This is a genomic window from Amycolatopsis sp. NPDC051071, assembly GCF_040682875.1.
Lineage (GTDB): Bacteria > Actinomycetota > Actinomycetes > Mycobacteriales > Pseudonocardiaceae > Amycolatopsis.
Genome location: NZ_JBFBBY010000098.1, coordinates 1 through 24,752, shown reverse-complemented (window position 1 = coordinate 24,752; position 24,752 = coordinate 1). Strand labels below are relative to the sequence as shown.

Here is a 24,752-nt window from a genome sequence, read left to right as displayed (position 1 = left end):
AGCCGCGCGAAGCAGCCGGCCGCTAGCTTGCCGTGGTGACCAACCGCGCGCTCGTCCTCGTGATCGTGCTCATGTCCACGTTCACCTTCCCGCTGACCATCACGGGGGCGTCGGTCGCACTGACCGACATCGCGAACGACCTGGACGCGGGCCTCGCGGCCACCCAGTGGGTCGTCAACGGCTACAACGCCTGCTTCGCGAGTTTCCTGGTCTTCGCGGGCTCTCTGGCCGACGTGCTGGGCAGACGCCGGATCTACGTGGCCGGGCTGGCGCTTTTCGTCGGCGGCGGGATCGCGAGCACGGTCGCCGGGAACATCGTCGTACTCGACGTCGTCCGCCTGATCGCCGGGACGGGGGCCGCGGCGGCGGTGACCGGCGGGCTGGCGATCCTCACCGAGACCTTCCACGGCGCGGCGCGGACGAGGGCGTTCGGTCTGGTCGGGACGGTGCTCGGGATCGGGCTCGCCTTCGGACCGTCGATCGGCGGCCTGCTCGTCGATCTGCTGGGCTGGCGGGCCGTCTTCGGCGCCCCGGCCGCCGTGGCCGCCGTCGTACTGGCCCTGACGCCGCTTCTGCCGTCCGTTCGCGGTACCGCCGGGCGCCGGATCGACTTGCCGGGTGCCGCGCTCTTCACCGGCGCGATCATGCTGCTGATCTTCGGACTGGTCGAAGCGGGAGAACTCGGCTTCGGGCATCCGCTCGTCGTCGGCGGCCTGGTGCTGGCCGTCGTCCTCGCGGCGGCCTTCCCCGTGGTGGAGCGGCGGCGCGCGGATCCGCTGTTCGACCTCGGGCTGCTGGCCAACCGCGGCTTCACCTCGCTCGCCGTCGCGGCGGGTGCGCTGGTGACCATCCTGGTGCCGCTGCTGGTCTACCTGCCGTCCTACCTGATCGAGGTCGTCGGGCTCGGCGCCGGGGAAGCCGGGCTGTGGCTGCTGATGCTCACCGCGCCGACCGTGCTGTTCCCGACCGTGGGGGCCGCGCTGGCGCGGCGGCTGCCGACGGCGTGGTTCGTCGCGGGCGCGGTGGCGACGAGCGGGGCGGGTGCGTTTCTGCTGATGACCATGAACGCGTCGGCCGGGGTGCTCTCGTTGCTCGCGCCGCTCGTTCTGGTCGGTGCGGGGACGGGTTTGACGATGGGTTTGCTCGACGGTTTGGCAATCAGTTCCGTAAGCCCGGAACATTCCGGAACGGCCGCCGGAATGTTCACCACCGCGCGATTGGCGACGGAAACGATCGCGATCGCGGTTGTCGGTACCGTTCTCGCTTCGATTACCGGCGGACGGCTCTCCGGCGAGTCCTATACGGACGCATTTCGGATCGTTTGTTTCGCGCTGAGTTGTGTCGGCGTTCTCGGCACGGTCTGCGCGGCCGTCCTCTCGCCACGACGGGAAGCCGTTCCGGCGTTGTGAACACCGTCCAAAAAGGAACGGGAAATGCGCCGGAAAAACCGATCTCTCACATTAAGAACGTGAATGACTACCGAGAGTCAACCCGTAAGGCTTCGAAACGCCGAAGAGGCGCCCCCTCACTCACCGTGAGGAAGCGCCTCTTCGGGCGTTCGGCTGGGGTCAGCCCCGGTTCTTCATCTTGTTCCGCTCCTTGGCGCGCTGGTTGACGTCCAGCGTGACCTTGCGGATACGGACGACGTCCGGGGCGACCTCGACGCATTCGTCGACGGAGCAGAACTCCAGCGCCTCTTCCAGGCCCATCTTGCGCGGGCGGGCCAGCGTCTCCATCACGTCGGCGGAGGACTGACGCATGTTCGTCAGCTTCTTCTCCTTGGTGATGTTGATGTCGAGGTCCTCCGCGCGCGGGTTCTCGCCGACGACCATGCCCTCGTACACCTCGGCACCCGGCTCGACGAAGAAGGTGCCGCGGTCGGCCAGCTGGATCATCGCGTACGCGGTGATCGGGCCGGAGCGGTCGGCGACCAAGGAACCGGAGTGGCGGGTGCGGATCTCGCCTGCCCACGGGAAGTACCCCTCGAACACGTGGTTCGCGATACCGGTGCCGCGGGTCTCGGTGAGGAAGTCGGTGCGGAAGCCGATCAGGCCACGCGCCGGGAGGACGTAGTCGAGCTTGATACGGCCCGAGCCGTGCCCGCCCATATGCTCCATGCGGCCCTTGCGGGCGGCCAGGAGCTGCGTGATGCCGCCGAGGTGCTCCTCCGGGGAGTCGATCGACAGACGCTCGAACGGCTCGTGCAGCTTGCCGTCGATCATCCGGGTGACCACCTGCGGCTTGCCGACGGTCAGCTCGAAGCCCTCACGGCGCATCTGCTCGACGAGGATCGCCAGCGCCAGCTCACCACGGCCCTGGACTTCCCAGGTGTCGGGGCGCTCGGTCGGCAAAACCTTGATGCTGACGTTACCGATCAGTTCCTGGTCCAGGCGGGCCTTGACCAGCCGCGCGGTGACCTTGTCGCCACCGCTGCGGCCTGCCAGCGGCGAGGTGTTGACCCCGATGGTCATCGAGATGGCGGGCTCGTCGACGGCGATCCGGGGCAGTGCCTCGGGGTTTTCGACGTCGGCGAGGGTGTCGCCGATGGTGATCTCGGGGATACCGGCGATGGCGACCAGTTCGCCCGCGCTGGCCTCGGTCGCCGGGACGCGGGTGAGCGCCTCGGTGACGAGCAGTTCGGAGATCCGGACGTTCTGGATGGTGCCGTCCTCACGCATCCAGGCCACGGTCTGGCCCTTGCGGAGGTTGCCGGAGTGGATGCGGATCAGCGCGATACGGCCGAGGAAGTTCGACGCGTCGAGGTTGGTGACCAGCGCGCGCAGCGGGCCCTCACGGTCCGCGAAGGGCGGCGGCACGTGACGCATCAGGGTCTCGAACAGCGGGTCGAGGTTCTCGCTCTCGGGCACCGCGCCGTCGGCGGGCTGTTCGAGGCCCGCCTTGCCGGCACGCGCGGAGGCGAACACGACCGGCAGGTCGAGGATCGCGTCCAGGTCGGCGTCCTCGATGTCACCCGCCAGGTCGAGCAGCAGGTCGTGGGTCTCCTCGACGACCTCGGAGATCCGGGCGTCGGGACGGTCGGTCTTGTTGACCACGAGGATCACCGGCAGGCCTGCTTCGAGGGTCTTGCGCAGCACGAAGCGGGTCTGCGGGAGCGGGCCCTCGCTGGCGTCCACCAGCAGGACGACGCCGTCGACCATGGCGAGGCCGCGTTCGACCTCGCCGCCGAAGTCGGCGTGGCCGGGGGTGTCGATGACGTTGATGGTCACCGGGCCGTTCTCGGTCTCGCGGTGGATGGAGGTGTTCTTCGCGAGAATGGTGATGCCCTTTTCCCGCTCGAGCTCTCCGGAGTCCATCACGCGGTCGACGAGTTCGGCGCGTTCCTCGAAGGCGCCGGACTGCCGGAGCATGGCGTCGACGAGGGTGGTCTTGCCGTGGTCGACGTGTGCGACGATGGCGACGTTGCGCAGGTCGGGCCGGGTCTTGCCGGAATGGCGGCCGGCATCGACTGCGGTGGCGCTGGCTGCGGGCACGCGAAGGCTCCAAAGGTTTCAAGTTCGGGTGTGGTGCCCGCGCTCGCACATTCGAGACACGCCTGGCCGACTTTGGCCCATACGCGGACCACACCAGGATACCTGTAGCCGAACTGTGAGCACCCCCACGCCCCAAGATCGGTTAGCCTCACCTAACGTGTTGGCCGAGGCGAGGCGTCGCCGACGAAGTCCGACGAGGAGCGCGAGTGGGCAAGAAAAAACCCGACGACCCACACAAGCTCGTACGCAAGTGGATGAAGTCCGGCAAGGTCAAGAAGAAATGCTGTCGCTCCAAGTCACGATGCGGAAAATGTCCCGTTCTCGCCCTGAAAAAGGCGAAAGCGAAGATCGCGAAAGCGGCTTAGGCCGCACTGTTCGGTACCGTTCAGTGCACCACCGCCTCGTTGACCGCCCGCAGTTCCGGAGCGGTCCGGGTCGGCGAGAATTCGATCACCTCGTACTTGGCCATATGTTTGACACAGAACGGGTCGGTCGCGAGGAGCGCGTCCAGCTTTCCCCTGGCCATGGGCCTGGTGATGATGACGCCGCCGACCCGCGGGTTGCGCCTGCCGGAGGCGAGGAAATGCCCGTGCTGATACTGCTTGGTCAGCCAGTCGGCGTGATCCGGGAGCACATAGTCGATTTCTTCGATGGGTGCGATGTAGTTCAGCAGTACGACAAACATGGGTTGAAGGTAGACCCGGATCGCCAATGTGACGGGCGTACTGCGTCAGCCGATATGAAGTGTTGACGCTCCGCGCCCGGAATGAGTGAAATACGCCTTCGCAAGTAGTCCTCGGGTTGCGGTCATTCGACGTCGAACTACCGCAACCAGAGGACTACTCGCGGTAGTTGCGTGTGCGTGTACCGCAACTAGAGGACTACTCGCGGGGATGAAGACAGGGCACCGGCGGGGGAGGTACGATCACCGGGTGCGCACGCAGAAAGCCCAGTGGTGGCCGCCCTCCGGCGGCCCCGCAGTCGTGCGCTGAGACACCACCAGCGCATCCCCAGGCCGCCCCACCGGGCGGCCTTTTTCGTGCCCGGAACCTGGGGCGGCCCGAATCCGGAAGGAAGAAGGCAGATGATCAGGTTGTCCGGGATCACCCCGTCCGGCCACGTCCACGTCGGGAACCACCTGGGGGCCATCCGGCGCTGGGCTGACGAAGGCGGGCCGGACGACCTCTACTTCGTCTCCGACCTGCACGCCATGACGACGTCGCACAACCCCGCGAAACTGCGTTCCATGGCGTCCGAGCAGCTGGCCGTGCTGATCGCGGCCGGGATCGACCCGGACCGCGTGTTCGTGCAGTCCGACATCGCCCGTGAGCTGGGTGCGCTCAACTGGGTGCTGGAGTGCACCTGCAACTACGGCGAAGCCGCCAGGATGATCCAGTTCAAGGAGAAGTCGAAGGGCCGCGCCGGTGTCCGGCTGTCCCTGCTGACCTATCCGGTGCTGATGGCGGCGGACATCCTGTTGCAGGGCGCGGGCGAGGTCCCGGTCGGTGAGGACCAGCGGCAGCACGTCGAACTGGCGAGAACGCTGGCGAAGCGGTTCAACTCCACCTACGGCGACGTGTTCACCATGCCGAAGGCGGTACTGCCGCCCGCCGGGGCGCGGATCATGGACCTGGCCGTGCCGACGCGGAAGATGTCGAAATCGACGCGGGAAGAAGCCGGGGTCGTCTTCGTCCTCGACGAGGCCGACCAGGTCCGGCGGAAGGTGAAACGCGCGGTGACCGACGGCGGTTCGAAGCCCGCGTACGCGCCGGAAACCCGGCCGGGGATGGCGAACCTGCTGGACATCCTCGCGGCGTGTGTCCAGGAGAAACCGGAGGTCCTTGCCGACCGGTACGACTCCTACGGTCAGGTGAAAGAGGCCGTTGCCGAGGCACTCATCGAGGAACTGCGGCCGGTACGGGAGCGGGCGCTGGCACTGCTGGCCGACCCGGGTGAGTTGGAGCGGGTCCGCAAGGCGGGTGCCGTCCGGGCCGCGGAGCGGGGCGAACACCGGCTCCAGTCCGCCCTCCGCCTCATCGGGGCAGGCTGACGAAGTCCGTGAAGGACTCCTTCCCTGCTTCGAGGGTCGGGAAGGAGTCCCGGCAAAGTCGTGGAGCTGCTGGTCAGTGTTGTTCTTGGTAGTGCGGACTTGGCATCGCTGGTGCCTGCAACGGTTGGGGGGGTGTGCCAGGTTCCGGGAGTGTCAAGTACATGAACCTCAGCGGCAGCCTCACGCAGCGACCAACAGCCACCTGACCTCAAGATCCCGACTTTGCCGGGTCCCTGCTTCGAGGGTCGGGAAGGAGTCCTTCACGGACCTCCGAGCAGGGTGCGAAGGGCGGGCAGCAAGATCCGATCCGCGGGCAGCCAGTCGAGGTCGTCGAGGTCGGCGGCGGTGATCCACCGGACGTCCTTGTGTTCCACCGCGCGTGGCTCGTCGCCTGCCGAGACCAGCGAGGCGGCGTAGATCCGCAGCACCTTCCCACCCGGCAGCGGGACGTCGTCGCCGACCCGGCCACCGACCGTCACCGCGACGTCGAGTTCCTCCAGGCATTCCCGCGCCAAAGCGGCCTCGTCGCCTTCGCCGTCCTCGACCCGTCCGCCCGGCAGTTCCCATTGCCCGGCGTGGTCGGCGGGCCAAGCCCGCTGCTGCGCCAGCAACTGTCCGTTCCGCACGATGGCGGCACCCACGATCACCACGCGCTCACCCTAGGGCGCGCCGCCTGCCAGACGATCTGGAAGCGCGCTCCGCCATCCGGTGATTCGCCGACCCGCACCCGGCCACCACGGCGCCGGACGGCCTCGGCGACCATCGCCAGCCCCAGCCCGGTACCGCCGGAAGACCGCGCCCGCGAATCGGAAACGCGATAGAACCGGTCGAAAACCCGCTCCCGGTGCTCCGGCGCGATCCCCGGCCCGTCGTCGTCGACCACCACCCGCACGGTGGACCGCGACCCGAGCACCGACACCACGATCTCCCCGCGCGCGTACCGGCAGGCGTTCCGCAGCAGATTGCTCAGCACCAGCTCGACCTCGGCGTGCGTGGCCAGCGCCCACGCCGTGCCGACCGTGCCGCTCACCCGGATCTCCGGCGCGCCGTCAGGCATCCGCGCGACCGCCGCGCGCACCTCGCTCACCAGCTCGACCGGCTCCGCGGGCGGCACCTCCCCCGCGTCCGACCTCGCCAGCGCCAGCAGCCCGTCGAGCAACGCCGAAAGCCGTTCCGCCTCTTCGAGGACGTCGGACAGCGTTTCCTGGGAGAGTTCGGGATCCGGGTTGGCGACGGCGACTTCGGCCTGCACGCGGATCGACGCGACCGGCGACCGCAGTTCGTGCGCGGCGTCGCCGGTGAACCGCCGCAGCCGCTCGGCGGCCTCCTCCTGCCGCGCCAGCAACGCGTTGAACTCCTCGGCCAGCGCGCGGAGTTCGTCATGGGAATCGGGCAGCGGCAGCCGGGCACCCGGCGGGAGCGCACGCACCGAGCCACGCATCCTCGCCACCGGCCGCAGCGCGAACCGCACCAGCAGCCAGGTCGCGACCCCCGCACCCACCGCGCCGACGGAAGCGACCACGAACAGCCAGCGCCCACCCGAGTGCACGGCGGCGGCGAAGCCGACCAGACCCGCGCCCGCGACGACCAGCCGTTGCTGCCCGTCGGGCGCGGTGACCACGGTCCCCGCCCAGCGCCAGCTGTGTTCACCGTCGGTCGTGATTGGCTCCCCGGCCTTCAGCGCACGGACGTCCGTCTGCCCGAGCTTCGCGGGCGGCAGGCCGTCCACCGGGCCGCCGCCGGTGTCGAGCACCCGGACGGTGACGGCCGACGCCGTCAGCGCGCGCCCCGCGGCGACGTCACCGATCGCGGTGCTCAGCTGGGCACCGAGTTCCTTGTCGACCGAATCGATGAGCAGCGACTGAAGGTTGTCCCCGGCGACCGCGGCCAGCCCGAGCAGGAACCCCAGTGTGACGGCGGCCGCGAGGAGGGTGATCCGGACCTGGAGCGAACGGCGGCGCCACCAAGACGGGGAGCCGATCACCCCTGTCCCGCCGGGGTGATCACTTCGTCGAGCTGCGCGTCCGAAGCGAGATAGCCGTGCCCGCGCACGGTCCTGACCAGCGCGCCCGCGCCGGCCGCGTCGAGTTTGCGGCGCACGTAACCGACGTAGACCTCGACGACGTTGCGGGTGGCGGCCTGCTCGTCACCCCAGACCGCACGCAGCAGCTCGTCCTTGGTCACCACCGTGCCCGCCCGGCCGGCCAGTACCTCCAGCAGCGCGAACTCACGCGGGCTGAACGCCACCTCGACGCCGTCGTAGCGGACCTGCCGCAGGCTCCGGTCGACTTCGAGCGCGCCGATCCGCAGCGGCCCGCGGATCGCGTCCGGCGACGTCCGCCGCAGTACCGCGCGCACCTGCGCGACCAGCACGACGAACGAGAACGGCTTCACGAGGTACCCGTCGGCGCCGAGGTCGAGACCGTCGGCCTGGTCGACCTCGCCGTCCTTCGCGGAGATCATCAGCACCGGCGTGGTGACGCCGAGCGCACGCAGCCGTTCGAGCACGCGGTAGCCGGAAAGACCCGGAAGCATGATGTCGAGCAGGACGACGTCGAACGAACCCGTCTGCGCGAGCCGCAGGCCGCTGGGCCCGTCGGCCGCCGTGACCACGTCCATGTCCTCCGCGCGCAGGCCGCGCAGCAGCGCCTTGCGCACGCCGGGCTCGTCGTCGACCACCAGTACTCGAGGTTTCACGGTCCTCATCATTCACGGTTTCACCAGCTCACGCGCGAGCTCTCAGCGCCATCTCAGGTCCGGCGGCGGAGTCTGAGTGGTGTCTCAGCGTTTCCGGGGAAACGTTGTCGCCAAGACCCGGGCACACTCGGCTCGGGGAAACAGGGAGAGACAGCATGGAACCGAAGAGGAAGGCCATCACCGCGGCGGTGCTGGGGACGGCACTGGGCGTCGGCGGGCTCGCCGTCGTCGCGATGCCTGCCACCGCGGGTGACGCGCCGGTCTTGCCGCGGATCAGCGCCGAAGAGCTCGTGCAGTCGACGCTCAACGCCAAGCCGTCCGCGTTCGACGGGAAGGTCAAGGTCACCAACGACCTCGGCCTGCCGGCGATCGGCAGCACGCTGCCCGGCGCGTCCGCGCTCGACATCGACTCTGCGCAGGTCTCCACCGACGGTGCGGGCAAGAGCAAGGTGTCGCTCACCGAGGGCTCCAGCCAGCAGACCATCGTCAAGAACGGCGAAACCGTCTGGGAGTACAGCTCCAAGGACAACTCCGCCTCCAAGATCACCATCCCCGCCGAGCTGGCCAAGGAGCACAAGGGGAAGGTCGAGGGCAAGACCGTCGACCCGGCCACCGCGGCCGCGGAACTGCTCGGCAAGGTGCGCGAGAGCAGCACGATCGCCGTCGACGGGACGTCCTCGGTGGCGAACCGCTCGGCGTATGAACTGGTGCTGACGCCGAAGCCCGCCGAGCGGACCCTGCTGCGTGAGATCCGCGTGGCCGTCGACTCGCAGACGCGGCTGCCGCTGCGGCTGACGGTGCTGGCCAACGGCACCGCCTCGCCGGCGTTCGAGGTTTCCTTCAGCGAGATCAACTTCGCGGACCAGCCCGCGTCGAACTTCGAGTTCACCCCGCCGAAGGGCGCGAAGGTGACCGAGAAGGCCGCCGAGGTCGACCCGAAGAGCCGTGAGCTCGCGGAGCAGGCGAAGTCCGACGTCAAGATCGTCGGCGACGGCTGGGACACCGCCATCACCGGCAAGATCCCGGCCGACGCGCTGGCCAAGGCCGGCTCCGCCAAGGACAAGGAAGGCCGCCAGGTCGACCCGAAGGCGTTGCTTTCGCGGTTCGCCAAGCCGGTCAGCGGCGCGTGGGGCAGCGGCTGGCTGGTGACCACCAAGGTCGGCAGCGGCGTGCTGACCGACGACGGCCGCTACGCCCTCGGCGCGGTGCCGGAGCAGGTCCTCTTCGAGGCATTGGCCGCGAAGTGACCACCACGTTCGAAGCCGGAGCGGACGTCTCTCAGGAGGCGTCCGCTCCGGCGGTACCCATGGCGGCCCGTACCAGGGGCCTGCGCAAGGTCTACGGCCGCACGGTGGCCGTGGACCACGTCGATCTCGACGTTCCCGACGGCGCCGTGCTGGGGATGCTCGGCCCCAACGGTTCGGGCAAGACGACGACCATCCGGATGCTGCTCGGTCTCGTGCGGCCCACCGAGGGCGAGGTCGAACTCTTCGGCAAGAAGATGCCCGACGAGGCGGCGCACGCGCTGCCCGACGTCGGCGCGCTGGTCGAAGGGCCGGGCTTCCACCCTTTCCTTTCCGGACGGGACAACCTGCTGCGGGTGGCCGCGGCCGAACCGAGGCTGGCTTCGGCCGGGATCCCCGGCGCGGTCGACTCGGCGCTTGAGCGAGTCGGCCTGAGCGACGCCGCGAACCGGCGCTACAAGGGCTATTCGCTCGGGATGAAGCAGCGGATGGGGCTCGCGAGCGCATTGCTCGTGCCTCGGCGGATGGTCGTGCTCGACGAGCCGACCAACGGTCTCGATCCGGCCGGTACCAGGGAGATCCGCCGGATCATCGGGGAACTGCACGCCGACGGCGTCACCGTGCTGGTGTCATCGCATCTGCTGGCCGAGGTCGAAGCGACCTGCACGCATGTCGCGGTACTCCAGTCGGGGAACGTGATCGCCCAGGGCGAGCTCGCGGAACTGCTGGAGTCGGGGAACGCGGCACTGCTCGTCCGCACGCCGGACGGCGAACTCGCGGTGGAAACGTTGCGGGAGAACAGGATCGGCAGCAGACTCACCCCGGACGGCGTCCGTGTGGACCTCACCGCCGCCGAGGCACCCGACGTGCTGCGGTACCTGGTGACGGCCGGGGTGGCCGTGCACGAGGCGGCAAGGGCCCGGACCGGACTGGAAGACCTGTTCGCCCGCCTGACCCAGCCCGAGTCCACTGTAGACAGTGAGGGGGAGTCGTGACCCACGCTCTTGCCGCGGCACCCGCGGCATCCGCGGTGCGAACCGGCCAGGACAGCGTCGGCCTGCTCCGGCTGTACCGCGCAGAACTGCGCTGGATCTTCCGGCGTCCCCGCACGCTGGCCGTACTGGGACTGCTCGCGCTGATCCCGGTGATCATCGGCGTCGCGCTGACGCTCGTCGACCCTTCGGAAGCGAACGGTAGTCGCGGCGGCGGGGACGGCGCGCTGCTCGCCTCCGCGATGAGCAACGGTTTCATCCTGCCGGTCGCGGCGCTGACCATGACGCTGGCGCTGCTGCTCCCGCTCGCTTCGGCGATGGCCGGGGCGGACGCGATCGCCGGCGAGGCCGCGCACGGGACGTTGCGGGGCTGGCTGGTCGCGCCGGTCGGCCGGGGGAAGCTGCTGGCGATCAAGGCGTTCGGCGTCGCCACGGTCTCGGTGATCGCGGTGCTGTCGATGACGTTCACCGGGTTCGTCACCGGGCTGATCATCAGCGGCGCCGACTCGATGTTCACCCTCAGCGGCTCGACGCTGAGCATCTGGGACGCGCTGGGCCGGATCCTGATCGTGGCGCTGTGGGCGACGTTGCAGCTGTGGGCGGTCGGCGCGGTCGCGCTCGCGATCTCGTCGTTCACCGAACACCCGATGCTGGTCGTCGCGTCGGTGCTGGCCGGGACGATCGTGTTCACCATCCTTGGCTTCCTCGACGCGGTGAGCTGGCTGCATCCGTTCCTGCTCAACAAGGACTGGTCACTGGCACCGGCTTCGGTGCTGATGGACCCGATCGACACCGCGCTCCTCGGCGAGGGCGCGCTACGCGCCGCCTGCTACGTCGTCATCGGTCTCTCGGTCGCCTATGCACGCCTGACCACCCGGGACGGCTGACCCCTCGCCGGGTTCGCGGCCAGGCTCAAACCCGTAACTCGCGTGCTTAAAGCCGTAACTCGCGTGCTTGAGCACGTAACTCACGTGCTTGAGCGGGTAACTCGCGTGCTTGGGAACGGAACACGTGACTGGATGCCGAACTCGAGTGTTCCCCCTTCAAGCACGCGAGTTGCGCCTTCAAGCACGCGAGTTGCGCCTTCAAGCACGCGAGTTCCGCCTTTAAGCACGCGAGTGCGGTGCCAGCGACACGCTCTAGGCGACTACTCGCGGCAGTGGGGCGACGCCGTCCGGATCCAGGACCAGCCGGACGGTGTCACCGGGCCGCAGATCCGCGGTGACCGGCGCGACGGCGTCCACAGTGGACAGATCTCCGTCGAGCGCGACCACCAGCCGGACGTGTTCCCGCCGGTGCACCACCGCCGTGACCTCGCCCTCGACCCCGTCCGGAGCCACGCGTACGCCGTGCGGCCGCAACCCCAGCCGCACCGTTCCATCGGCTACGTCGGGAAGTGTGACGTCGCCGAGCGCGGTCCGCACCGTGCCACCGGACGCCTCGCCGTCGACGAACGTGGTGACACCCAGGAACCGCGCCACCCCCTCGTCCACCGGCTGCCGCCAGACACGGCGCACCGCGCCCTCCTGCCGGATCTCGCCGTCGTCGAGTACGGCGACCCGGTCGGCGAGGGTGAACGCCTCCTCCTGGTCGTGGGTGACCAGCAGTGCGGTGATCTTGCTGCGCCGCAGCAACGCGGCGAGGTCGATGGCCAGCTGTTCCCGCAGTCCGGCGTCCAAACCGGACAGTGGTTCGTCGAGCAGCAGCAGCCGGGGTTCCGGCGCCAGCGCGCGGGCCAGCGCGACCCGTTGCGCCTGCCCGCCGGACAACTCCGTGACACGCCGTCGCTCGTAGCCCTTGAGCCCGACCAGTTCCAGCAACGCGCGGACCCGCTCCGCGTGCGCGGCGCGAGGGATTCCGTGCATACGCAGGCCGAACGCGATATTCGAGGCGACGTCCTTGTGCGGGAACAGCTGCCCGTCCTGGAAGACCAGCCCGAATTCCCGCCGGTGCACCGGGACACCGGCGAGGTCGTCGCCGTCCCAGCGCACGGTGCCCGAGGTCAGCGGCTCCAGCCCGGTGATGGCCCGCAGCAGTGTCGACTTCCCCGAACCGGACGGGCCGAGCAGGGCCAGCACCTCGCCGTCGGCGATGTCCAGCCGGGCATTCCGCACGGCGGCGAACGCTCCATAGTGGACGGTCAGATCCCGTACCGACAGCGACACTAGAACTCCCCTACCGAATTCTGCCCGCGGACCGCGCCGAACCGGTCGATCAGCACGACCGCCGCCACGGTCACGATCATGAGCAGCGCGCAGGCCGCGTAAGCCATCTGGTTGTTGAGCTCACCCGGCCGCGAGATCAGCGTCGCGACGGCGACCGGCAACGTCGGCGCGTCCGGCCTGGCCAGGAAGCTCGTCGCGCCGAACTCGCCGAGCGCGACCACGTAACCGAAACCGGCCGCCGCGACCAGCGAGCGCGCCGTCAGCGGAAGGTCGATCTCGCGCCACACCCGGCCGGGGCCCGCCCCGAGCGTCGAGGCCGCCTGCCTCAGCCGGACGTCGACCGAACGCAGTACCGGCAGCACCATCCGCACGATCAGCGGGATGATCACCAAGGCCTGCGCGAGCGGGACCAGCAGCGGCGACGTCCGCAGGTCACCGGGGAGCGCGTCGAGCGTGATGAGATAACCGAAACCGACGGTCACCGCGGAAACGCCGAGTGGCAGCATCAGCGCCGCGTCCATCGTCTCGCCCATCCCCCGCGCCAGCCTGCCGGGAGTACGCCGCAGCGCCACCAGCACGACCGAGGCCAGCACGCCGACGATCATCGCGAGCATCGTGGCGTCGAACGCCGTCCGCAAGGACATCGACGCCGCGTCCCAGCCCGAAACCTGCAGTGCCCCATGGGATCCCTGACCACCGAGCGCCGCGTACCCGGCGAAACTCCAACCATCCGAAGTGGACACCGACTCGACGAGCAATGCCACGATCGGCGTCATCAGCAACGCGATCACCGCCAGCCCCGCCGCGACGGCCCACCATTCGCCGCCACGAGGTCGCCGCACGGTCTCACTCCGCGACCGCAGCCGGACGGCGTTCTCCCGGCGGCGCCTGGCCAGCGCGCCCACCACGAGCGCGGCGACGACGGCGGCGAACTGCACCATTGACAACGCGGCCGCGCCGGAGAGGTCGAGCAGTTCGACCGTGCGCAGGTAGATCTCCGTCTCCAGCGTCCGGTAGTGCGCGCCGCCGAGGATCAGCACGACCCCGAAACTGGTGGCGCAGAACAAGAACACGACCGCCGCCGACGACGCGATCGCCGGGCCGAGCGCGGGCAGCGTCACCGTGCGGAAGGCACGCCACGGCGACGCGCCGAGTGCCCGCGCCGCGTCCACGGTGCGCGGGTCGAGATGGCTCCACAACCCGGAAACCGTACGCGCCACGACGGCGACGTTGAAGAAGGCGTTGGCCAGCACCAGCGGCAGCAGCCCGCCGTCGGGCCAGAGCGCGCGGAACGCCAGGCCGACCACGACCGTCGGCAGCACGAACGGCACCAGCACGAGCGTCCGGACCAGCGTGACACCCGGAAGCCGCACCCGCGCGAGCAGGAAGGCGACCGGCAGGCCCGCGAGCAGCGCGACGATCGTCGAGGCCCCGGCACTGGCGACGGTGAACCCCGCCAGCTCCCAGGTCAGCGGGTCGCCGATCGCGGTGCCGACCCCGCCGTCACCGAACCCGCGGGCGACGATCGCCGCGACCGGCCAGGCGAAGAAGACCACGAGGAAACCGAGCGGCGGCACGGCGAGTGCGGCCAGCCCGGCGCCCCGGGGAGTCAGCCTGGAAGTGCTCAGCCCTCTAAGAGAGTGCGCCACTGGGCGATCCACTGCTCACGCCCGGCCTGGATCTTGGCCGCGTCGAGCGTCTTCGGCTGCTGCGGCAGCGGCGCGGCCTGCGCCCAGCCCGGCGGGAGTTCGACGCCCTGGCGGGCCGGGTAGACGTACATGTTGCCGGCCACGGTCACCTGGAACTGCTGGGACAGCAGGAAGTCCACGACCTTGCGGGCCTTCTCGACCTGTTTGCCGCCTGCCAGCACGCCCGCGTACTCGACCTGGCGGTAGCAGGTGTCCAGCAGTGCCTTCGTGCGTGGCTTGCCGTCTTCGCCGATCTCAGCGGCGGGCGACGACGCGTAGGAAACGACGATCGGCCGGGGACCCTTGCCCGACGAACCGGAGAATTCCTTGGTGTAGGCCTCTTCCCAGCCGCTGACCGTCTTGAGCCCGTTGGCCTTCAGCTGCGTCCAGTACGCCTGCCAGCCCTGTTCGCCGAACTGGGCGACGGTACCGAGCAGGAACGCCAGCCCCGGCGACGACGTCGCGGGGCTCTCGGCGACCATCAGATCCTTGTACTTGGCGTCGGCGAGGTCCGCGAACGACTTCGGCTCCGCGATACCCTTGTCCGTGAAGTACTTGGAGTCGACGTTGACGCAGACATCGCCGAGGTCGACGGCGGAAAGCCGGTGCTCGGGGTCGGCGGAGTAGCGCTGGGGGCCGCGATCGGCCTCCGGGCTGGTGTACTGCTCGAAGACGCCCTCGGTGAGCGCGCGGGAAGCGAACGTCGAGTCGATGCCGTACGCGACGTCGCCGATCGGGTTCGCCTTGGTCAGCACGAGTTTGTTGGTCAGCGCACCCGCGTCGCCCTGCTTGAGGACGGCGATCTTGATCCCGGACTGCCGTTCGAAGGCGTCGAGGACCTCCTGCGGGGCAACCCACGAGTCGTGCGTCACGAGCGTGACCGTCGACGGCGCCTGCGGGTCGTTCCCCGGGTTCCCGGAGAGCGAGCAGCCCGCGACGAGGGCGGCCACCGTGCCAGCCGCTACGAGCGTGCGGAGGGCGCGTTTCATCTAGCCTCCTGCTGTTTTCAAGGGGGGACCCGTGGCAAACGTGCAGCGTAGCCGACGGCGTACCACCATGGAGTCATGGCGGAAATCTTGAACGACACGCAGGCCGACGAGGCCGTGACGAAGCTCTCCGGCTGGACGCGCGACGGCGTCACCATCGAACGGACGGCGAAGCTGCCCAGCTTCCCGAAAGCCATCGACGCGGTGGACAAGGTGGCCGAACTGGCGGAGGCGGCGGACCACCATCCGGACATCGACATCCGCTGGCGGACGGTGACGTTCCGGCTCAGCACGCACTCCGCCGGAGGGCTGACGGAGAAGGACTTCGCACTCGCGTCGCAGATCGACGGGGTGCTGGCCGCCGTGTGACCTCCGATACGACCGCGCCACGTCTCCGGCTCTCGGACGTCCAACCAGTACGACCAACGAGAAAAGGACGAATGATGACGCAGGCGATCGTGGTGGGTTTCTCCGCATTCGGCGCGATGGTGGCGGCCGCCGCCGGAGTGCTCTGGTACACCGCGCGCGACCGGCATCACCAGCACGACCAGTGATCTTGGCCACACCGGCGCGGCGACGGTAACGCGGAGCCTGATCAACGCGCTGTTCCCGGCGGACCTGTCGCTTCTCTCCCCAGGGGAACCGCCGTGAACAACGCCTCGATCACCGCCACCCAGCGTGCCTGGGTAACCGTCTTCGCCACCGCCGTCACACTGCTGACGATCATCGTGCTCGGCCTGCTCGGCTAGACACGCCTAGCTTGTGTAGGTCTCACGGGCGGCTACGAGCTCCGGAAGGTGCTTCGCCGCCCACTCTCGGCATGCCTCGATCGGCTGGAACAACGTCCGGCCGAGCGGGGTGAGCTCGTACTCCACCCGTGGTGGTGTCTCGTCGTACGCCGTCCGCGTGATCATGCCGTCGCGCTCAAGGGCCCTGAGGGTCTCCGTGAGCACCTTCGCCGTGATCCCTTTCAGCGGCACCCGCAGTTCGGTGAACCGACGGGGCCCGTCTTCCAGGCAGAGCACGACCAGACCCGCCCATTTGTCGCCGATCCGGAACGGCGTCAGATTTGACGGGCAGCCGGGGGCGAACATGTCCGCTTCCAGTGACTTCACCCGTTCGAAGTTACCCGAGCGGCTTCGCCCACACCGCCAGTTTCACGGCGGCGCCGACGTAAGTCAGCCAGCCGACGGACATCGCCATCACCAGGTCGTACGCGTCGTCTTCCGGCGCGTCGAGGTCGTGACCGTTCAGCCCGTAGAAGACGAACGTGGCCATCCAGGCCAGACGTTTGTTGCCGTCGATAAGCGCGTGGTTACGCGCCAGCGACTCCAGCAGCACCGCGGCCTTCTCGTGCAGCGTCGGATACGCGTCTCGCCCCAGCAACGAGGTCTGCGGCCGGTGCGCGGCGGAGTCGAGCAGCCCGAGGTCGCGGATCTTGGGCACGCCGAGATCCTCCGAGAGCGCCAGCAGATCTTCGAGAGTCAGGTACGCGATCACTGGGCGAGACGGTCGAGCAGAGCGGCGTAGCGCTCCCGGCCGTCCTTGGACAGCACCCGGACACGGTCGTCACGGACACGACGTGCGGCGGCCTCGGTGATGGCGCGAACGGTCGCTTCGTGCTTGCTCACGCCGTCGGCCTCGGCCAGCAAGGCGAGGGCTCGCTCCTGCTCGTCGTCCAACCTCAGGGTCATAGCCATGGCCTGATGATACCACTGTGGTAGCAGACCTGACACGTATCTCCGCAGGTGAGCCCAGCACGGACCGGTTCCAGTGGCCGGGGCGCGATACCTGACCCCGGACTTCCGGCTCGGGACGTTCGGGCGTCCCTGGGAATACACGATCCTGCGTGTTCGGCGAAGAACTGGTGACCGCGATTTCGGCGGAACTCACCCTGATCCTCGGCAAATCCCTACGCCGGGCCGCGTAGGCGGGATTGTCGCTTCCGGGCCGACGCCCTCCGCGGTCGTGAGCGGGACTCTTCAGTGGTCAAAAACCAGTGAGGAGTCCAGTCGTGAACCGTTCTCTCGTCGCCAACGCGTTCTTCCTGTTCGTCGGCGTCGCCGGCCTGATCATCCAGATCGTCTCGGGTGTGCCCGGCTTCCCGGACATCCCGCCCGGCCCGTTCATCCTCGGCGTGACCGGGATCCTCGTACTCGCGCTGGCGGCCCGGTTCCGCTGGATCCTGTTCCTCGGCATCGCCGCGCCGCTGTTCATCCTGGTCGGCGGGTTGCTCGAAGGCTCCTTCTGGGGACGGCTCGCCGACCCCGGGGACTTCGGCCCCTTCCTCGGGACCGCGCTGCTGATCGGCGGGGTGATCGCGGCCGCCGCCTGCGGTGTCGTCGCCGTCACGCGGGCCTACCGCCGGGTGGCCGCGGGCTGAAACGGAAAAAGGGGACGATCGGAGGTTGCTCCAGGCGCCTCGCGACTATTGGCTACTCGAACTAAGGTTTTCCGAGAAGTGAGGGGTTTTCCATGGCTGGTCTGCGCAGGCGTGAGGTGCTCGCGGGCGCGGTGGCACTGGCGGGCGCGGCGACGATCGGGCTGAACCCCGGCACCGCCGCCGCGGCAACGCAGCAGCGTCCGGGCGCGCAGTTCAAGCCGTCGCTGGAGTTCGGCGACTACCCGGTGATCGCCCGGGTGCGGTCGCGGCGGGCGCTGGAGCATCTGCGGGTGCTCAGCGACAAGATCGGCCCCCGGATCGCCGGCACCGAAGGCGAGTCGCGTGCCAAGGACTACATCGCGAAGGTCCTGCGCGAGCTGCGTTACCAGGTCACACTGCAGCCGTTCCCGATCGCCGACAAGTTCCTCGGCGGGCTGTCGGTCGGACGCGACAGCTGGCAGACGGGCTCGTCGCCGCAGGGCGCGCAGGACGTCACGCGGGAGGCCGTCGTCGTCGACGCCGGTGACGGCACCACGCTTCCGGATGACCTGACCGGCAAGATCGTGCTGATCGCGGCCGTGACGAACAAGGCCGACGCGTACCTGACGGCCGCGCAGCGCGGAGCGGTCGCCGTGCTGCTCGGCCGGGTCGGCGCCGATCCCGCCCGCAGGCTGGGCGCGTTCTCCCCGACACTGGCCACGCCGGTCACCGTTCCGGTGCTCGGCCTGGCGCAGGTGCAGGTGGAGCGGCTGCGCGAGCGGCTCGCCAAGGGTCCGGTCAAGGTGAAGGCGTCGGCCGTCCACCACAAGAACCTGACGTCCTGCAACGTCATCGCCGAACGCCCGGCCACCTTCCCCGGCAAGGACGACGGCGTGGTCATGGTGACCGCGCACTACGACAGCGTCCCCGGCTCCCCCGGCGCCAACGACGACGGCAGCGGCACCGTGCTGTGTCTTGAACTCGCACGTGTCCTGCGCTACCTGCCGACGAACAAGACACTGCGGTTCGCGTTGTGGGGTTCGGAAGAGTACGGGCTGATCGGTTCGCGGCATTACGTTTCGAACCTGTCCGACCCGGAAGCGAAGCGGATCGCGGGTTGCTTCCAGAACGACATGGTCGCCACCAGCTGGGACCCGGCGATCACCTACTGGCTGCTTTCGGTCGACGGCGCCGACAACGCCACGACCGCCGCCGTGAACGCCGCTGCCAAACGGCTCGGCTACGACCCGCGGGTCAAGGGCCCGGTCGCGCGTGGTTCGAGCGACCACGTGCCGTTCTTCGAACGCGGGATCGCGTCGGGCAACTTCAGCTGGCGCGGCGAGGGCGGCCCGGCTCTGCTGGAGCCGACGTATCACACGCCGGAAGACACCATCAAGGACAACGTTTCGCTTGAGCGGCTGCAGGTTTCGCTGGAGCTGATTGGGTCCGCGGCGTATAGCTTGCTGCGGAAGTAGTGGGTCTCGTGAGTGATTTGGGTCGTTCTAACGACCCAAATCACTCACGACATCTTTGGGCCACGTACCCCAGGAACGCGGTCGCGACCAGCGTCGTGACCACCGAGAACGGAACCGTCCAGGTGTGCGGGTCCCGCCAGGCACTCGCGATGGTGATCGCGACACCCACCACCACGACCGGCACGGACGGCCGCCACGCCCTTTCCTGTTCCCAGGACGTTTTCGAGAACACGGCGCCGACCAGCAGGAAGACCGCCGCCACCAGCAACGCGCCGCCTACTACGTCACTGGGCCGGTGCCACATCAGCGTCAGGACGGCGGCGCCGATCGCCGAGGTCCAGATGAGCAGCATCGGAGCGAGCCACCGGAGCCACGTCCGCGGCACGACGATCAGCAACGCCATCGACACGGCGGCCGCGACGGCGAAATGCCCGCTCGGATAGCTCCGCTCGGTCAGCCCGGAGATGGCGTCGACGATATCGGGGCGCGGCGCGGCGTCCTTGAAGATCCGGGTCGAGTAGACGGCGACCGGGGTCGCGACGACCACCGTCGCCAAGTCGCGTCGGCGTCGCCGCCAGGCGGCGATCAGCACCGCCGCGCCGAGACCGACGGCCAAGGTCTCGTACTCGAGACTCAAGGCCGGGATGAGTCCTGTCTGATACATCTCGAAGATCAGGGTCTGGTCCGAGGTGCCGTCGAGGAGGAGGTTCTCGGCACGCTGGCCGAAGGGCGTCAAGTTGGACAGCCCGTACAGTGCGAGGAACCCCACGACAGAGAGCCCTGCCCACGGCAAACGGCCCAGCGTTTTACGCCGGGTTTCCAAGCTGACCACGAGGCTCCGGTTCTGAACGAAGAGAAGGGGACTTCGTCAGCCTACGAGGCGTAACGGACCTGCTCAGGAGCGGTTCGCGTTGCTGAGATCAAGGCCGCGAGCACCCTGGCGAGCCTTCAGCCGGCTGCGGCGATGCGCTGCACGAAGTCGTTTACCCAGACGACGGCCTCTTCGACGGACGCCATCACATCCAGACCTTCTGCCGCTTCGGCGTAGAGCGTGTCCCAACGTTTACCCGCGACGATGGGTGGCGGCCACGCCTGCTGCCGCCGGTAGTCGAAGAGCCGTACGCACGTCTCGGCGATCTGTTCGAGGTCGAGACTCTCACGCTTCTCGAGAAGTTGGAGGTCGGCGAGGTCACGCGCACGTTCGTTGCCCTCACTCGAAACAGCGTGCAGCTTCTGCGCTACCTGGTGGTCTGCACGCATCACAGGCACCGGCTTAGGAGCTTCGAGGCCGACTTCGGTGAAGAGTTCAGCCAAGTCCTCGGCGAGGTGGAACTCGGGCTCGTCGGCATCGCCGATCTCGTTATGACCGAGCTCGAACTTCACCGTGCACCACGCTCTGCCTCGATAGTCGAGCTTCACCTCGAAAGGCTGCATGACGTACGCCATCGGAACGGCCGGAGGGCGGGGTGCGGCTTTCTCGATCAATCTGCCGGTAAATCCGGCCCATCCTTCCACCAGGGACTCCTCGAAGACACTGCGGAATCGACCGAGCGTCTGAACTCGCGCGGCGTCAAGATCCTGGGTGAACCTTGTCTCGCGCCCGTAGCGCAACGCCATCGCACTGCCGCCTTTGACCGCTCCTCCTGGCAGCATCTGGCCGACGACGACCAGCGCCATGCCAATCCTGCGACGCCGGGCCAAACCGTCGTCACCTTCGAGGTTGCGGATGCGCTGGTCCAGGGAGCGCACACTCGTCGGCACGCCGGAATATCTCACGGCCGGATTCCTTTCCTCAGTCCCCGCCACTCGGCGGTCGTCAACAGCCCTTCCGCTCGCGCTTGCTCGGTGGCGGCCAGAAGACGTTCGGCCTCGATACGTCCACGACACTCAAGGAGGGCATCGGCAACGGATTGGGACTCGAGCCCCTCGTAGTACGTCGTCCGCACATCGCCTCTCGCCTGGGTCAGCTCGACAAAGGCCGGCAGCTTCGGACGCGCGCGCCGACGAACGGCCACCTTGATCCGTCGAGGGTTCACATCGGCGAGCCCGAACAGGACCAATACCGACTCGCCATGGAGGTAGGCACCCTCGCCGACGCGGAGGAGCGCCTCCGCGAATTGGTCATATCTCGTGGGGGGAACGTCTGGCACGCGGTACAACCCGTATGCGACGTTCTCCAAGCCTCCCCGGGCAGCCAGCTTGGGGAGCTCAATGGCAGGGACGCCCGCCTCGGCCGCGTCGTTCGTAGTCACATACCCGTAGTGATCGAGCGCTATCTCGCGAACGATGTCTCGGTACTTGACCTCGGAAGCCATGTCACAACTCTACCGAAAACGGTATAGTTGTGACAAGCGCGCCGAAGCGGTCAGACGTTGAAGCGGAACTCGACCACGTCGCCGTCCGACATGACGTAGTCCTTGCCCTCCATGCGCACCTTGCCCGCGGACCGGGCGGCGGCCATGGAACCGTTCTCGATCAGGTCGTCGAACGAGACGACCTCGGCCTTGATGAAGCCGCGTTCGAAGTCGGTGTGGATGACGCCGGCGGCCTGCGGGGCGGTCGCGCCCTGCGGGATCGTCCAGGCGCGGGATTCCTTCGGGCCGGCGGTGAGGTAGGTCTGCAGGCCGAGGGTGTGGAAACCGGCGCGCGCCAGCGAGTACAGGCCGGGCTCGTGCTGGCCGACCGACTCCAGCAGTTCGCGCACCGACTCCTCGTCGTCCAGCTCCAGCAGCTCGAATTCGACCTTCGCGTCGAGGAAAACCGCGTCCGCGGGGGCGACCATCTTGGCCAGCTCTTCGCGACGGGCCTCGTCGGTAAGGATGCCTTCGTCGGCGTTGAAGACGTAGAGGAACGGCTTCGTGGTGAGCAGGCTCAGCTCGCGCAGCGCCTCGAAGTCGACCTCCTTCTGCGCCTGGAACAGGGTCCGGCCCCCGTCGAGGATCTCTTTGGCTTTGACCGCGTTGTCGAGGGCGGGCTTGGCTTCCTTCTTGGTCCGCGCCTCCTTCTCGAGCCGGTGCAGCGCCTTGTCGAGGGTCTGCAGGTCGGCGAGGATCAGCTCGGTGTTGATCGTCTCGATGTCGCTCGCCGGGTCGATCCGGTCGTCGACGTGGATCACGTCCGGGTCGTCGAATACCCGGACGACCTGGCAGATCGCGTTGGCTTCACGGATGTTCGCGAGGAACTTGTTGCCGAGCCCGGCACCCTCGGACGCGCCCTTCACGATGCCCGCGATGTCCACAAAGGACACGACGGCCGGCACGGTGCGTTCGGAGCTGAAGACCTCGGCGAGCTGGTCCAGCCGCGGGTCCGGCAGCGGGACGACGCCGACGTTGGGCTCGATCGTCGCGAACGGGTAGTTCGCCGCGAGCACGTCGTTGCGGGTCAGCGCGTTGAACAGGGTGGACTTGCCGACGTTGGGCAGGCCGACGATGCCGAGGGTGAGACTCACGGGCCAGAAGTCTACGTGCCGCCCGCTCCCGGACCCGGCGCCGGTAGCCGAGACCCTGATCGCCGTGTCGGATTTCCGCCAGCCGAGCCTTCGACCTGGTGGCACGATCGACGTCATGACCGAACAGACCCTGGCCGAACGGGCCGTGTGGCGCGACACCGAACGGTGCTACCGCGCCGTCGCCGCCCGTGATTCCCGCTTCGACGGGCAGTTCATCATGGCTGTCCGCACCACCGGGATCTACTGCCGCCCGTCCTGCCCGGCCTCGACGCCGAAGCAGCAGAACGTCCGCTTCTACCCGACGTCGGCCGCCGCCCAGTCCAACGGGTTCCGCGCCTGCCGCCGCTGCCTCCCCGACGCCGTCCCCGGCTCGCCCGACTGGGACATCCGGGCCGACCTCGCCGCACGGGCGATGCGGTTGATCTCGGACGGCACCGTCGAACGCGACGGCGTCCCGGGGCTCGCGAGGCGGCTCGGCTACTCCGAACGTCAGCTCGGCCGCGTGCTCACCTCGGAACTCGGTGCCGGACCGCTCGCGCTGGCCCGCGCGCACCGGGCGCATTCGGCACGGCTGCTGATCGAGATGTCCGGACTGCCGCTGACCGACGTCGCGTTCGCGGCAGGCTTCTCCAGCGTCCGCCAGTTCAACGAGACGATCCGCGAGGTGTTCGCGACGACGCCTTCGCAGCTACGCGCGGCAAGTCTGCGTCGCGGGCGTCGTAAGGCCGAAGAGACGCCGACCGGGACCAAGCTGAGCCTTCGGTTGCCGTTCCGGAAGCCGTTCGACGCCGACGGAGTGCTGAACTTCCTGGCCGACCGGGCCATCCCGGGCGTCGAGCACGTGACGCGCGACGATTCCGGGGTGACCGGTTACGGACGCACGCTGCGGCTCGCGCACGGCTCCGGCGTGGTGTGGCTGACCGCCAAGGACGACCACGTCCGCTGCGACCTGCGGCTCACCGATCTGCGCGACCTGAGCAGCGCGGTGGCAAGAATGCGGCGCCTGCTCGATCTCGACGCCGATCCCGAGGCGGTCACCCGGGTTCTCGGCGCCGATCCGGCGTTCGCTCCGCTGGTCGAGGCGATCCCCGGCATCCGGGTGCCCGGCACGGTCGACGGGGACGAACTCGTACTGCGCGCGATGCTGGACCCGGTCGCGACGGCCGCGCTCGCCGACGCCCTCGGCGAGCGGGTGCCCAACTGCGCCGAGTCACTGGAAGGGGTGACCACGCTGTTCCCGACGGCCGCGCAGATCGCGGAGCGTGGCGCGGAGGTCCTGAGTGAACCGGATCGGGTCGTCGCGGTCGCCCGCGCGCTGACGAACGGGGTCTCGGTGCACGTCGGCCGCGACGCCGACGAGCTACGGGCGGAACTGCTGGACCTCCCGGGGATCGAACCCTGGACCGCGGACTACGTCCTGATGCGTGTACTGGGCGCACCGGACGTCCTGCTGACCGGCGATCCGGCGTTGCGCCGCGGCGCGGCCGCGCTGGGGATCGCCGACGACGAGAAGACGCTGGCCGAACGAGGCCGGGCATGGCAGCCCTGGTCCTCCTACGCCGGCATGTACCTGTGGCGAGCTTGAAAGGGAGACGATGAGCATCGCGTATTGGTCCACAATGGACACCAAGATCGGGCCGTTCACCGCGGTGGTGGCGGGAGACGGGGCCGTCCTCGCCTCGGGCTGGACCGGGGAGGTCGGCGAGCTCACGCCGTTGATCTCGCCGTCGCTCCTGCCGGGCGAGCTGACGCACCGGCGGGATCTGGGGCCGGTGAGCACCGCGATCCGCCGGTACCACGACGGTGACCTCGACGCCGTCGCCGACGTCGAGGTGCGGCAGCGGTCCGGCGCTTTCCGGGAGCACGCTTGGGAAATGTTGCGGAAGGTGCCGGCAGGGGAGCCGGTGAGCTACGCGGAGTACGCGGCGCTGTCGGGGAATCCGTCGGCGGTGCGGGCGGCCGCTTCGGCGTGCGCGAAGAACGCGGCGGCGTTGTTCGTGCCCTGCCACCGGGTGGTGCGGACCGGCGGCGCGCTGGGGAACTTCCGGTGGGGTGTCCCGGCGAAGCAGTGGCTGCTGACCCACGAAGCCGCCTGATCGTCTCGCGCGCGTGTCATGAGGGGTCCCCATAGGACACTTTTCGTCCTATGGGGAC

25 protein-coding genes are annotated in these 24,752 nt (G+C 68.8%); 10 read left to right on the top strand and 15 right to left on the bottom strand.

The window, feature by feature from the left end; genetic code table 11:
* Positions 1-35: 35 nt before the first annotated feature.
* Complete coding sequence (locus tag AB0M65_RS27225; protein WP_364033282.1) at positions 36-1,409, top strand: MFS transporter; 1,374 nt, start codon at positions 36-38, stop codon at positions 1,407-1,409.
* A 159-nt stretch (positions 1,410-1,568) separates the two neighbouring features.
* Here the strand turns inward: AB0M65_RS27225 and typA are convergent, their stop codons facing one another.
* A complete protein-coding gene (gene typA, locus AB0M65_RS27220) occupies positions 1,569-3,491 on the bottom strand; it encodes a translational GTPase TypA (RefSeq protein WP_364033279.1) in 1,923 nt (640 codons plus the stop codon).
* A gap of 385 nt (positions 3,492-3,876) precedes the next feature.
* Entirely contained in the window at positions 3,877-4,176 is a 300-nt protein-coding gene (locus AB0M65_RS27215) for a YciI family protein (RefSeq protein ID WP_364033276.1), read from the bottom strand.
* 399 nt (positions 4,177-4,575) lie between these two features.
* On the opposite strand from AB0M65_RS27215, the gene trpS reads away from it, so the two are divergent.
* The gene (trpS, locus tag AB0M65_RS27210) at positions 4,576-5,541 is read left to right on the top strand and encodes a tryptophan--tRNA ligase (RefSeq protein WP_364033273.1); all 966 of its coding nucleotides are present in this window, start codon (positions 4,576-4,578) and stop codon (positions 5,539-5,541) included.
* A 260-nt stretch (positions 5,542-5,801) separates the two neighbouring features.
* Here the strand turns inward: trpS and AB0M65_RS27205 are convergent, their stop codons facing one another.
* The 3 genes from AB0M65_RS27205 to AB0M65_RS27195 are packed head-to-tail and all read right to left on the bottom strand — an operon-like array spanning position 5,802 to position 8,250.
* Positions 5,802-6,191 (bottom strand): NUDIX domain-containing protein, encoded by a 390-nt coding sequence (locus tag AB0M65_RS27205; protein WP_364033270.1) that lies wholly within the window; start codon positions 6,189-6,191, stop codon positions 5,802-5,804.
* Positions 6,185-7,525, bottom strand: a complete 1,341-nt coding sequence (locus tag AB0M65_RS27200; RefSeq protein WP_364033267.1) for an ATP-binding protein — start codon at positions 7,523-7,525, stop codon at positions 6,185-6,187. Before AB0M65_RS27200 ends, AB0M65_RS27205 begins: the two co-directional genes overlap by 7 nt.
* Positions 7,522-8,250, bottom strand: a complete 729-nt coding sequence (locus AB0M65_RS27195) for a response regulator transcription factor (protein ID WP_364033264.1) — start codon at positions 8,248-8,250, stop codon at positions 7,522-7,524. Before AB0M65_RS27195 ends, AB0M65_RS27200 begins: the two co-directional genes overlap by 4 nt.
* Before the next feature lie 143 nt (positions 8,251-8,393).
* On the opposite strand from AB0M65_RS27195, the gene AB0M65_RS27190 reads away from it, so the two are divergent.
* From AB0M65_RS27190 to AB0M65_RS27180, 3 genes are read left to right on the top strand one after another with little or no spacing between them, the layout of a single operon-like run.
* Entirely contained in the window at positions 8,394-9,485 is a 1,092-nt protein-coding gene (locus tag AB0M65_RS27190; RefSeq protein ID WP_364033261.1) for an outer membrane lipoprotein carrier protein LolA, read from the top strand.
* A complete protein-coding gene (locus tag AB0M65_RS27185) occupies positions 9,482-10,477 on the top strand; it encodes an ABC transporter ATP-binding protein (RefSeq protein ID WP_364033258.1) in 996 nt (331 codons plus the stop codon). The genes AB0M65_RS27190 and AB0M65_RS27185 overlap by 4 nt, the downstream gene beginning before the upstream one ends.
* Positions 10,474-11,361 carry an ABC transporter permease subunit gene (locus AB0M65_RS27180; RefSeq protein WP_364033256.1) on the top strand — a complete coding sequence of 296 codons (888 nt, stop codon included), beginning with the start codon at positions 10,474-10,476 and terminating at the stop codon, positions 11,359-11,361. The genes AB0M65_RS27185 and AB0M65_RS27180 overlap by 4 nt, the downstream gene beginning before the upstream one ends.
* 252 nt (positions 11,362-11,613) lie before the next feature.
* On the opposite strand, the gene AB0M65_RS27175 is transcribed toward AB0M65_RS27180, so the two are convergent.
* Genes AB0M65_RS27175 through AB0M65_RS27165 form a run of 3 tightly spaced genes read right to left on the bottom strand, consistent with a single transcriptional unit; the run spans position 11,614 to position 15,316 of the window.
* Complete coding sequence (locus tag AB0M65_RS27175) at positions 11,614-12,639, bottom strand: ABC transporter ATP-binding protein (protein WP_364033253.1); 1,026 nt, start codon at positions 12,637-12,639, stop codon at positions 11,614-11,616.
* Positions 12,639-14,216: an iron ABC transporter permease gene (locus AB0M65_RS27170; protein ID WP_364033291.1), complete on the bottom strand. Its 1,578-nt coding sequence runs from the start codon at positions 14,214-14,216 to the stop codon at positions 12,639-12,641. The genes AB0M65_RS27175 and AB0M65_RS27170 overlap by 1 nt, the downstream gene beginning before the upstream one ends.
* A gap of 47 nt (positions 14,217-14,263) precedes the next feature.
* Positions 14,264-15,316 carry a thiamine ABC transporter substrate-binding protein gene (locus AB0M65_RS27165; protein WP_364033250.1) on the bottom strand — a complete coding sequence of 351 codons (1,053 nt, stop codon included), beginning with the start codon at positions 15,314-15,316 and terminating at the stop codon, positions 14,264-14,266.
* Positions 15,317-15,391: 75 nt separating this feature from the next.
* Between AB0M65_RS27165 and AB0M65_RS27160 the strand changes: the two genes are divergently transcribed.
* Positions 15,392-15,682 (top strand): 4a-hydroxytetrahydrobiopterin dehydratase, encoded by a 291-nt coding sequence (locus AB0M65_RS27160; protein WP_364033247.1) that lies wholly within the window; start codon positions 15,392-15,394, stop codon positions 15,680-15,682.
* Between the two features lie 386 nt (positions 15,683-16,068).
* On the opposite strand, the gene AB0M65_RS27155 is transcribed toward AB0M65_RS27160, so the two are convergent.
* Genes AB0M65_RS27155 through AB0M65_RS27145 form a run of 3 tightly spaced genes read right to left on the bottom strand, consistent with a single transcriptional unit; the run spans position 16,069 to position 17,013 of the window.
* Positions 16,069-16,407 carry a helix-turn-helix domain-containing protein gene (locus tag AB0M65_RS27155; RefSeq protein WP_364033288.1) on the bottom strand — a complete coding sequence of 113 codons (339 nt, stop codon included), beginning with the start codon at positions 16,405-16,407 and terminating at the stop codon, positions 16,069-16,071.
* Between the two features lie 31 nt (positions 16,408-16,438).
* A complete protein-coding gene (locus AB0M65_RS27150; RefSeq protein ID WP_364033244.1) occupies positions 16,439-16,813 on the bottom strand; it encodes a type II toxin-antitoxin system death-on-curing family toxin in 375 nt (124 codons plus the stop codon).
* Positions 16,810-17,013, bottom strand: a complete 204-nt coding sequence (locus AB0M65_RS27145) for a CopG family transcriptional regulator (RefSeq protein WP_364033241.1) — start codon at positions 17,011-17,013, stop codon at positions 16,810-16,812. Before AB0M65_RS27145 ends, AB0M65_RS27150 begins: the two co-directional genes overlap by 4 nt.
* 314 nt (positions 17,014-17,327) lie before the next feature.
* Here AB0M65_RS27145 and AB0M65_RS27140 point away from each other — a divergent pair, with 314 nt between their 5' ends.
* Together AB0M65_RS27140 and AB0M65_RS27135 are read left to right on the top strand one after the other, a co-directional pair.
* Positions 17,328-17,696, top strand: coding sequence for a hypothetical protein (locus AB0M65_RS27140; RefSeq protein WP_364033238.1), 369 nt, complete (start codon positions 17,328-17,330; stop codon positions 17,694-17,696).
* Positions 17,697-17,788: 92 nt separating this feature from the next.
* A complete protein-coding gene (locus AB0M65_RS27135) occupies positions 17,789-19,150 on the top strand; it encodes a M20/M25/M40 family metallo-hydrolase (RefSeq protein WP_364033235.1) in 1,362 nt (453 codons plus the stop codon).
* A 40-nt stretch (positions 19,151-19,190) separates the two neighbouring features.
* Here the strand turns inward: AB0M65_RS27135 and AB0M65_RS27130 are convergent, their stop codons facing one another.
* The 4 genes from AB0M65_RS27130 to ychF all read right to left on the bottom strand — a co-directional run bounded on the left by AB0M65_RS27130 (position 19,191) and on the right by ychF (position 22,598).
* Entirely contained in the window at positions 19,191-19,919 is a 729-nt protein-coding gene (locus AB0M65_RS27130; RefSeq protein ID WP_364033232.1) for a phosphatase PAP2 family protein, read from the bottom strand.
* A gap of 179 nt (positions 19,920-20,098) precedes the next feature.
* Complete coding sequence (locus tag AB0M65_RS27125; protein WP_364033229.1) at positions 20,099-20,926, bottom strand: nucleotidyl transferase AbiEii/AbiGii toxin family protein; 828 nt, start codon at positions 20,924-20,926, stop codon at positions 20,099-20,101.
* Positions 20,923-21,465 (bottom strand): type IV toxin-antitoxin system AbiEi family antitoxin domain-containing protein, encoded by a 543-nt coding sequence (locus AB0M65_RS27120; protein WP_364033226.1) that lies wholly within the window; start codon positions 21,463-21,465, stop codon positions 20,923-20,925. The genes AB0M65_RS27125 and AB0M65_RS27120 overlap by 4 nt, the downstream gene beginning before the upstream one ends.
* 50 nt (positions 21,466-21,515) lie before the next feature.
* Complete coding sequence (gene ychF, locus AB0M65_RS27115) at positions 21,516-22,598, bottom strand: redox-regulated ATPase YchF (RefSeq protein WP_364033223.1); 1,083 nt, start codon at positions 22,596-22,598, stop codon at positions 21,516-21,518.
* 115 nt (positions 22,599-22,713) lie between these two features.
* Between ychF and AB0M65_RS27110 the strand changes: the two genes are divergently transcribed.
* Complete coding sequence (locus tag AB0M65_RS27110; RefSeq protein ID WP_364033220.1) at positions 22,714-24,183, top strand: AlkA N-terminal domain-containing protein; 1,470 nt, start codon at positions 22,714-22,716, stop codon at positions 24,181-24,183.
* 10 nt (positions 24,184-24,193) lie between these two features.
* Positions 24,194-24,694, top strand: a complete 501-nt coding sequence (locus AB0M65_RS27105) for a methylated-DNA--[protein]-cysteine S-methyltransferase (RefSeq protein ID WP_364033217.1) — start codon at positions 24,194-24,196, stop codon at positions 24,692-24,694.
* Positions 24,695-24,752: the final 58 nt, after the last annotated feature.